The organism is Candidatus Albibeggiatoa sp. nov. BB20 (assembly GCA_016744725.1).
Taxonomy (GTDB): domain Bacteria; phylum Pseudomonadota; class Gammaproteobacteria; order Beggiatoales; family Beggiatoaceae; genus Albibeggiatoa.
Genome location: JADGDW010000169.1, coordinates 1 through 9522 on the forward strand (window position 1 = coordinate 1; position 9522 = coordinate 9522).

The 9522-nt window shown below is 37.3% G+C and carries 10 protein-coding genes; 7 read left to right on the forward strand and 3 right to left on the reverse strand.

Features of this window, described 5'->3' with window-relative positions:
- Positions 1-208: hypothetical protein (locus ABXH34_RS15630; RefSeq protein WP_353572820.1), on the reverse strand; the 208-nt coding region annotated here is incomplete at its 3' end.
- Positions 209-371: 163 nt separating this feature from the next.
- Between ABXH34_RS15630 and uvrA the strand changes: the two genes are divergently transcribed.
- On the forward strand, positions 372-3197 hold the full coding sequence (gene uvrA / locus ABXH34_RS15635) for an excinuclease ABC subunit UvrA (RefSeq protein ID WP_353572821.1): 2826 nt from the start codon (positions 372-374) through the stop codon (positions 3195-3197).
- Here uvrA and ABXH34_RS15640 read toward each other — a convergent pair.
- Positions 3191-3790, reverse strand: a complete 600-nt coding sequence (locus tag ABXH34_RS15640; protein WP_353572822.1) for a cysteine--tRNA ligase — start codon at positions 3788-3790, stop codon at positions 3191-3193. The two genes, uvrA and ABXH34_RS15640, sit on opposite strands and share 7 nt — an antisense overlap.
- Entirely contained in the window at positions 3790-4824 is a 1035-nt protein-coding gene (locus ABXH34_RS15645; RefSeq protein WP_353572823.1) for an AAA family ATPase, read from the reverse strand. Before ABXH34_RS15645 ends, ABXH34_RS15640 begins: the two co-directional genes overlap by 1 nt.
- Positions 4825-5159: 335 nt before the next feature.
- Here ABXH34_RS15645 and ABXH34_RS15650 point away from each other — a divergent pair, with 335 nt between their 5' ends.
- The 6 genes from ABXH34_RS15650 to ABXH34_RS15675 form a co-directional block, all read left to right on the forward strand.
- Positions 5160-5420 (forward strand): hypothetical protein, encoded by a 261-nt coding sequence (locus tag ABXH34_RS15650; RefSeq protein ID WP_353572824.1) that lies wholly within the window; start codon positions 5160-5162, stop codon positions 5418-5420.
- 32 nt (positions 5421-5452) lie between these two features.
- Complete coding sequence (locus ABXH34_RS15655) at positions 5453-5995, forward strand: hypothetical protein (RefSeq protein WP_353572825.1); 543 nt, start codon at positions 5453-5455, stop codon at positions 5993-5995.
- A complete protein-coding gene (locus ABXH34_RS15660) occupies positions 5996-6463 on the forward strand; it encodes a hypothetical protein (protein WP_353572826.1) in 468 nt (155 codons plus the stop codon).
- Positions 6464-6744: 281 nt separating this feature from the next.
- On the forward strand, positions 6745-7926 hold the full coding sequence (locus ABXH34_RS15665; protein ID WP_353572827.1) for a pyridoxal phosphate-dependent aminotransferase: 1182 nt from the start codon (positions 6745-6747) through the stop codon (positions 7924-7926).
- A gap of 343 nt (positions 7927-8269) precedes the next feature.
- A complete protein-coding gene (locus tag ABXH34_RS15670; protein ID WP_353572828.1) occupies positions 8270-9232 on the forward strand; it encodes a DNA cytosine methyltransferase in 963 nt (320 codons plus the stop codon).
- A gap of 16 nt (positions 9233-9248) precedes the next feature.
- A partial coding sequence (locus ABXH34_RS15675; protein ID WP_353572829.1) for a DUF4279 domain-containing protein occupies positions 9249-9522 on the forward strand: 274 nt, incomplete at its 3' end.

Below are 9522 nucleotides of genomic sequence, written 5' to 3' on the forward strand. Positions count from 1 at the left end.
CAATAATACTATTATCACCTTGCTGAGTAACATCACCGCCATCACTCAGCAAAAATGCACCTGCAACAACCCCAATCACCGCCGCAATAATGCCATACACAGTATTGTAATAATGATGCGAAATATGCTGCTGATTACCCGAACCACCCGCAATAATATTCGACTTATCGGCATCACCTTCAACGTTTACAACCTGTCCATTTCCCATCACACAACCTCATTGCATCGCTCATAACAATCATGACATACCAAAACATTTAATCTTGCAAGTGATTTTTCAGGACAAATAGATTGACTTGCATATCCATAGAATCTCTTAGTTCAAACTTTGTTAAAATAAACTCAAATCCTCTCCTCAAAAAAATAGCCTCATGGACAAAATTTCCCTACGTGGAGTCAAAACCCACAACCTGAAAAATATTGATTTAGAATTACCGCGCGACAAACTCATTGTGATTACAGGGCTGTCGGGTTCGGGTAAATCCTCACTGGCATTTGATACCATTTATGCGGAAGGACAACGCCGCTATGTCGAATCGCTTTCAGCTTATGCACGCCAATTTTTATCCATGATGGAAAAACCAGACGTGGAGCATATTGAAGGTTTATCGCCTGCGATTTCAATCGAACAAAAATCCACCTCACACAATCCACGTTCCACCGTTGGCACAGTCACCGAAATTCATGATTATCTGCGTTTACTTTACGCCCGCGTCGGCACGCCAAAATGTCCACAACACGACTTGACTTTAGAAGCCCAAACCATCAGCCAAATGGTCGATCAAGTGTTAATCCTGCCTGAAGAAACCCGCTTGATGCTGCTCGCACCCGTGGTCAAAAACCGCAAAGGCGAACACGTCCAACTTTTAGAATCCTTACAAGCACAAGGCTTTATCCGCGCCATGATTGACGGCGAAGTGATGGAATTAGACGATGCACCCAAACTCGATTTACGCAAAAAACACACAATTGAAGTCATTGTTGACCGCTTCAAAGTCCGTGAAGATATAAAATTACGCCTCGCCGAATCATTTGAAACCGCACTAAATTTAGGCGATGGCATCGTAAAAGTCGCATTTATGCAGGATTTGGAAAAACCACCACTATTATTTTCTGCAAAATTTGCCTGCCCGATTTGTAACTATAGCCTGACCGAATTAGAACCGCGTATTTTCTCATTCAACAGCCCGATGGGTGCGTGCCCTGAATGTGATGGCTTGGGGATTAATCAATTTTTCGACCCAGATAAAGTCATTACTGATAGCAAACTAAGTTTAGAAAAAGGCGCGATTCGAGGCTGGGATAACAAAACCGCGTATTATTTTCAAATGTTGCAAGCACTCAGTTCGCACTATCAATTTGATTTAAAACAATCTTATGCTGATTTAACCGATGATATTCAACACATTATTTTATATGGCAGCGGTTCAGAAGAAATTAAATTTGTGTATCAAAATGACAAAGGAATGCACTACGTTAAATTGAAACCGTTTGAAGGCGTGATTCCCAACATGCAACGCCGTTATCGGGAGACAGATTCGCAGTCAGTACGTGAAGATTTGCTTAAATATATGAGCCATAAAACCTGTGATAGCTGCGGTGGCACTCGTCTCAATGAATCGGCGCGACATGTGTTTGTCACGGGCAAAAGTCTGCCAGATATTAACCGTCTTTCGATTAAGCATTGTTTTGAATTCTTTGAAAATTTGCAATTAGAAGGTAAAAAGGCTGAAATTGGCAAAAAAATCATTTTAGAGATTCAACAGCGGCTGGGTTTCCTCGTCAATGTCGGTTTGGATTATCTGAGTTTAGACCGCAGCGCGGATACGTTGTCAGGCGGTGAAGCACAACGAATTCGGCTAGCAAGCCAAATTGGCGCGGGCTTGGTCGGTGTGATGTACGTGTTGGATGAGCCGTCAATTGGTTTGCATCAACGTGATAACGAACGTTTGTTAAAAACTTTGTTTCATTTGCGTGATTTAGGCAATACTGTGATTGTGGTTGAGCATGATGAAGATGCGATTCGTAGCGCGGATCATGTGGTGGATATCGGCGTGGGCGCGGGTGTACATGGTGGGCGCGTGGTGGCGCAAGGCTCAGTCAAACAGATTATTAAAACCAAAGAATCACTGACAGGACAATATTTATCAGGAAAACAGAAAATTGCAATACCAAAACAACGCCAGCCGTATGATGCTAAAAAACTGATTAAATTGACGGGTGCAACGGGAAATAACTTAAAATCGGTTAATTTAGAGATTCCAGTCGGCTTATTCACTTGTGTCACGGGGGTTTCAGGTTCTGGAAAATCCACTTTAATCAATGACACTTTATATCCATTGGTCGCCAATGCTTTAAACCGCGCCAGCTTAGATATTGCACCACATAAAAGTATCGAAAATTTAGATTTACTGGATAAAGTGGTCGATGTGGATCAAAGCCCTATCGGTCGCACCCCGCGTTCTAATCCAGCAACGTATACAGGGATTTTAACCCCAATTCGGGAATTATTTGCAGGCACACAAGAGGCGCGTTCGCGTGGTTATAAACAAGGGCGATTTTCGTTCAATGTCAAAGGTGGACGTTGCGAAGCGTGCCAAGGTGACGGGGTAATTAAGGTCGAAATGCACTTTTTACCCGACGTGTATGTGACTTGTGATGTGTGCAAAGGACAACGTTATAACCGCGAAACCTTGGAAATTGAATATAAAGGCAAAAATATCTATGAAGTGCTAAATATGACGGTAGAAGATGCAGTGGTATTTTTTGATAAAATTCCTGTACTTAAACGTAAATTACAAACTTTGATGGATGTGGGATTATCGTATATTCGTTTGGGTCAAAATTCGGTGACTTTATCAGGTGGTGAAGCGCAACGGGTTAAATTAGCGAAAGAATTATCTAAACGCGATACAGGTAAGACTTTGTATATTTTGGATGAACCAACCACAGGTCTGCATTTTCATGATATTGCCCAATTATTAAAAGTTTTGCATCATTTACGCGAACATGGCAATACGATTGTGGTGATTGAGCATAATTTGGATGTGATTAAAACAGCGGATTGGATTGTGGATTTAGGTCACGAAGGCGGTCAAGGCGGCGGTGAAATCATCGCAACGGGTACACCTGAGCAAGTCGCAGAAATGGAAGTATCGCATACAGGGCAGTTTTTGAAGAAGCTGTTAAATTATTGAGAATCGCTGACTTTCCACTTTTCATGCTGCATAATTTGCTGATTAAGCACAGAAACTTCAATATCGATAAATTGAAGGCATTGTTTAATTTTATCAGATAGCAGTCCTAATGCTCTTTTTGTATCACGGTTATTTTCAATTATTTCATCTTGAACTAAAAACAAAATAATACGTAAAGGTTGTTTTTCAGCTATGGCTTGATAGTAAGGCTTTAATTCTGGGTTATTATCGTAATTTGCACTTACTAAGCCCAGTAAGGTATCTTTTACATTTTTAGCTATTTCATCTCCTAAATAAGGTTTTTTGCGTATTATTTTAATATTTCTATTTTCTTTACATAATTTTTGACATGCTGCTATTTCGGGTAATGCTTTGGGTGACAATCTTGGTCGGTTTTTTTCTGAATGCCCACGAATATCTTTAATTTCAAAAAATAACAACTCTGTTCCATCAGTTGCAATAATATCGACTGCACTCATGCCTTGAGATTTTTGTATTTTTTCGCGATAAAATCCTCTATCCCCATCATATTTAATCACTTGCCAATCACTGGGAAATGCAAAACATAATTTATCTTCTTTAACAAATATCATCAGGAAGCCTTTTTATAATACAAAGCTTGGTCTCTATCGTATTGGTCTAATTCCTCATCTAAGGACACAATTGTTTGCAAGTCAGTTAAATTATCAGCTTGTTCAACTTTAACACCTTGTTCCTCCGTTTTAATCAGACTAAAAAAACGGGCTGGTATTTCACTATCTTGTTGGTTCAATAGCGATATTTCTTTCATTAAAAAGTAGCTATGGGTTGCTAAAATGACTTGTACACCGTATTTAGCAAGTGCTGCTAAGGCTTTCGCCAATTGACGCATTAAACGTGGGTTGAGATTGGTTTCAGGTTCATCCCAAAATAAAGTGCAGCCTTTGACAATCGAATCATTTGCAATCAAATACGCCAACATTGCAATTTTACGATGTCCTTCCGCTACCATGCCGATGTCCATTAACTGTTCTGAATCAAGTTGTTTAATATAAAAATGTCCACCTTGCACAATCACTTGACCACCAATAATCATTTCTAAGTCATGCAACAATGCTTGAGCTGGCTCATCTAACTTTTTTAATAATGGATTATCCAGCGCCTTACACAAGTCATAATAGGTTTCATCAAATGACAAGTGATATTTTTCATAAAGTGATACAAAGTTAGGATAAATAGATAAAACTTCTTTTGAGGGGATAAATAATAAATTTAGAGATAATCGCTCTTCTCTTCCTTTTCTTCCACTAAAACCCATACCTCCACCGTGATAGTTTATATAAACTTTATCTATTTCTCCTAAATGTTCGACTATAATTGTCATTGTAAAGTCTTTATTATTCCTACATAAAACATACGCATCTAGTGATGGCATTTTAAAAGTATCGCTTAGTTTAACTTGAATAAATGGTTCAATTTCATTGGGTTGTAGAGGGCAATAAAGGCTTGTTACTGTAGCATAAGCCGCCTTTAAAAAATGACTTTTCCCAGTTCCATTTTCTCCAATGACAATATTAATTCCTTCTGAAAGCTCAAAAATAGCATGTTCAAATACGGTAAAATTTTCTAATTCTAAAGACTTAATCATTAGTTGCACTCTATTAAGCATATTATTAAACTGCCAATATAGGGAAAAATAGCAGAATCATATGAACCTGTAAACTTTCCGCTTTTCCTTTAATTTGTTGTTGAGAAATATCAAGCTGGGTAAATAATGAATGAATATAATCAGAAATCAAAATATTTCCTGATTACCAATCAAAAGCAGCAAAAAAACCTTGAACTATACTCAAGATATAAAAGTAAGGAAGATAAGTGAATTAATTTTTTATAATATTTAATCATTGAGTTAACTGTACTTAAATTAAAACCAATGCATCAATTGTTTTGATGTTTATGATTTTTAATCTAGGCAGAGAAATTATGTTTAGTCAATTTTTCAAACCATTTGGGCATCAAGCCTATTCTCACCGCTTTTCTCCAATTAAACAGCCTACTCATTTCTATTGGATATTAGTGATAGAACATTTGCACACTATATTTGTCCTGCTTTGTAATCAAGCTAGAAATACAAGCCAGAAAATATATAGTTATCTCGGATTTTCTGGCTGTGTTGATTTAAGCACATCTAAGGCAGCATTATCCGTAACTAAAAAACGCTTTGCACAATACCTTCTGCTGTAACAGAAGAAAGTAAAACAGATACAATGGAGATTGTGCCAAGATGTGGGAGAGATGGTAATGGTATTAAAATAACGCCCAGACCCGATAGCCAACTTGATTTGGGTTTAGGAGCTGGCACACAGGTGAGTAAAATCTTTACAGGTGATAATTGGTGGAATAGTCGTCTAAATGTGACTGTTACTGCAAATGATGACCTCGATGTGGAGGGTAATCATAGTGGAAAAATTATAGCTTACACTGATATCATTGATCCAGTAAATACATGGCCTGATTGTAATTATGTTGCAATAGAAATTAAAGTTTATATTACTGACAATGACGAACCACTACCTGTCAATTGCGAACGACCTAAAATTTATGGTGTACAAGATGATAGCTTAAATGACAGTCAATTCTTTACCATTGACCCAGAAACATTAATTACTAAATCATTAGGTGGGCTTTATGTAGGCTATGATATTGAAGCCTTAGATATTCACCCTATTAGTAACGAACTTTACGCAGCATCAGGAGATGACCCTGCGATAGGTTATCCAAATGGTTATTTATACAAAGTCAATCCTGAAACAGGTTAATTGATTGAGTTGGGTTCTACAGGCTTAGGCGAAGTATCTGCTCTTTCATTTAACCCCAATGATGGAAGCTTATGGGCATGGGCAGATAGTGAAGGCTTATATAAAATAACCTTGAATGACGGAGTTATCGCTAAAGAAGAAATTTTAGTGTCTGATTTGGAAATTGAAGGTTTGACGTGGGATAGCCAAGGTCAATCTTTATATGCTGTGGCTAATCAACAGCTTTGGGCATGGACACCTGATACTCAACAAGCTCAACTCGTATGCAATGGTTTACCAAGTCAGGTTGAAGCATTAGAAATGATTGATGACGATACTTTGGCATTTAGTATTCATAGCAGTGCTAATTTAAATATCTATACTTGGGATATTAATGATGTTGATAATTGTGCAAAACAATTTTCGGTTAAACTCAAAACAATCTATGACGATGTAGAAGGCATTGCATGGCCAGAAGGTTGTTTTTAATAGTGGATATAAGCAGTAAGCATTGAATTCTTTATCATATTAAAAGTTCGATTTTACTGACAGTATTGGCTGGATATACTTTATCAGGGGAGAGTTTGATAAAGTATAAGCTGAAATAGGTTGAGTATTCTCTACAGTACAAGCAGAAAAACAATATAAAATCAAATAATTAACCGCAATTCAAAGCATAAACATTTCTTATTAAAACCATTTATTTATCCTTTGGCATAAGTGTATTATCATATAGTGCATTTTTTTAGTACCTTATAAGGAACATAAACGTGGAAGTACAATTATCTGACCGTGTACAAGCTGTTAAACCTTCCCCTACTTTGGCTGTGACTACGCGAGCGGCCGAAATGCGTGCGGCGGGACATGACATTATTGGTTTAGGTGCAGGCGAACCTGATTTTGATACACCACAACATATTAAAGATGCTGCTGTTGACGCATTAAACAAGGGTTTAACTAAATATACGCCTGTAGATGGTACTCCAGGTTTAAAGCAGGCCATTATTGATAAATTTAAACGTGAAAATGGGTTTGAATACGGCAATAAACAAGTTTTGGTTTCTTGTGGTGGTAAACACAGCTTTTTCAATTTAGCTCAAGCGTTGTTAAATCCAGGTGATGAAGTGATTATTCCTGCGCCTTATTGGGTATCTTATCCTGATATGGCGTTGTTGGCGGGTGGCAAACCTGTGGTTATCGAAGCGGGTATTGAACAAAAATTCAAAATTACCCCTGCACAATTAGAAGCGGCAATCACTGACAAAACCCGTTTATTCGTGATTAACAGCCCATCCAATCCCTCTGGCGTACATTACACTGATGATGAACTGAAAGCCTTAGGCGAAGTGTTATTAAAGCATCCGCAAATTTTGGTTGCGACGGATGACATGTATGAGCATATTTTATGGACAGGTACTCCATTCAAAAATATCCTAAATATGTGCCCAGATTTATATGACCAAACAATTGTATTGAATGGTGTGTCTAAAGCGTATGCGATGACAGGCTGGCGGATTGGTTATGCAGCGGGCCCTGAAAAATTAATTCAGTCCATGAAGAAAATCCAGTCTCAAAGTACCTCAAACCCCACTTCCATTGCCCAATATGGTGCAGAAATGGCGTTAAATGGCGATCAAGAATTTATCAAAGACATGGTGAAAATTTTCAAACAACGTCATGATTTTGTTTTAGCGGAATTGTTAAAAATTGATGGTGTTGAATGCACTTCAAGTGACGGTACGTTCTATATTTTCCCAAGCTTCCAGAAAGTCATGGATCGTATGGGTATCGAAACTGACGTGGCATTTAGCGAAATGTTGATTGAGAAAGCAGGTGTGGCACTTGTCCCCGGTTCTGCGTTTGGCTCAGAAGGTTATGGTCGTATTTCATTTGCAACCAGTATGGAAAACCTAGAAAAGGCCATGAAACGTTTACAAGATGCTTTGAAATAGTATTTTAGTTTTTATTTGAAAATGGGTAGTTCTAATTGCTTAAAATTAAGACTACTCGTTTTTGAAGTGCCTACCAATTAAACCTTGTTCTCTTTATATCTCAGTCATATAGTCAATTTCGTTTTAGGTGTTAGGACTGGCAGTCCTATAAAACTTCAAATACCAATCACTTTTAAAAGTAAGGACTGCCAGTCCTGTATCATCTTAGAATAAACCGACTATATCAAAGCCCTAAACGGGTTAATATAATTATTTCCTGCCAATCAGTTTGCGAATTTTTATTTGAAAATACTTTTAGCGCTCGCATATGATTCATCACAAAAGTGAAAATATAGAAAAAATAATGACTCATTTTAGATTTATTGATTTATTTGCGGGCATTGGCGGGATTCGACTGGGTTTTGAAGCCGCAGGCGGTCAGTGTGTGTTCTCATCAGAATGGGATCGTTATGCACAGGACACTTATGAAGCCAATTTTGCTGAGCGTCCTCATGGTGATATTACTCAAATTAATCCCAGCGATATACCTGAGCATGATATTTTAGTGGGTGGCTTTCCTTGCCAAGCGTTTAGTATTTGTGGTGACCAAAAAGGCTTTTCTGATACCCGAGGCACACTTTTTTTTAATATTGAACAGATTTTAAAGATTAAAAAACCTTATGCGTTGATGTTGGAAAATGTGAAAAATTTAAAATCACATGATAAAGGTCGAACATTTCAAACAATCTTGCAACATTTGGAAAATCTTGGTTATTTCGTACATCATACGGTATTGAATTCACTTGATTTTGGTATTCCTCAAAAACGCGAACGGACAATTATTGTTGGATTTCAGGAAAATATTGCTTTTTCATTTCCAAAACCATTAGGAATTAAACCTGATTTAGCCATGATTCTTGAGAGTGATGATGAGATTGATAAAAAATACTTTGCTTCTGAGGATATTCAGCAAAAGCGGCTGCAAAAAGTAAAACCGTATCATCCTATTCCATCCATTTGGCATGAAAATAAAAGTGGGAATATTTCAGCTTTAACATATTCTTGTGCGCTCAGGGCGGGTGCATCTTACAATTATCTGTTAGTAAATGGCATAAGAAGGCTAACGCCTAGAGAATTATTACGGCTGCAAGGATTTCCAGACTCATTTAAAATGATTGTGCCTTATACTCAAATTAGAAAACAAACAGGTAATAGCGTGACCGTACCTGTCATAGAGGCTGTTGCAAGAGAAATGCAAAAAAGTATGTCTATTAAGAAAACAGTTCCTCAGGTTGCAATACAACGCGAGTTGACTGAAACTAGTTAGAACAAGGAAAACTAAAATGAATACTGTTGAATACTATGATGACTACCCTAGCTGTGAACATACTTACTTAACATTACGTTTTTATCATGAAATATTAAAATCAAGTGAAGTAACTCATTTTCTTGGTATTAAACCAGATTGGGAAGTAGAAAAAAATGCACATGGAAAAAGAAAAATTCCTAAAAATGGATGGTTTTTAACAACTAAAGATATTGTTAAATCTAAAGATTGTCGTAGACATATTCAATATATTCTTAGATTATTAGAAGGTAAGCAGGAAACAATAGAAA

Excerpts from the sequence above, each read along its gene's own strand:
- uvrA (WP_353572821.1), top strand. The coding sequence starts at position 372 with ATGGACAAAATTTCCCTACGTGGAGTCAAAACCCACAACCTGAAAAAT.
- ABXH34_RS15640 (WP_353572822.1), bottom strand. The coding sequence starts at position 3,790 with ATGATATTTGTTAAAGAAGATAAATTATGTTTTGCATTTCCCAGTGAT.
- ABXH34_RS15645 (WP_353572823.1), bottom strand. The coding sequence starts at position 4,824 with ATGATTAAGTCTTTAGAATTAGAAAATTTTACCGTATTTGAACATGCT.
- ABXH34_RS15650 (WP_353572824.1), top strand. The coding sequence starts at position 5,160 with ATGTTTAGTCAATTTTTCAAACCATTTGGGCATCAAGCCTATTCTCAC.
- ABXH34_RS15670 (WP_353572828.1), top strand. The coding sequence starts at position 8,270 with ATGACTCATTTTAGATTTATTGATTTATTTGCGGGCATTGGCGGGATT.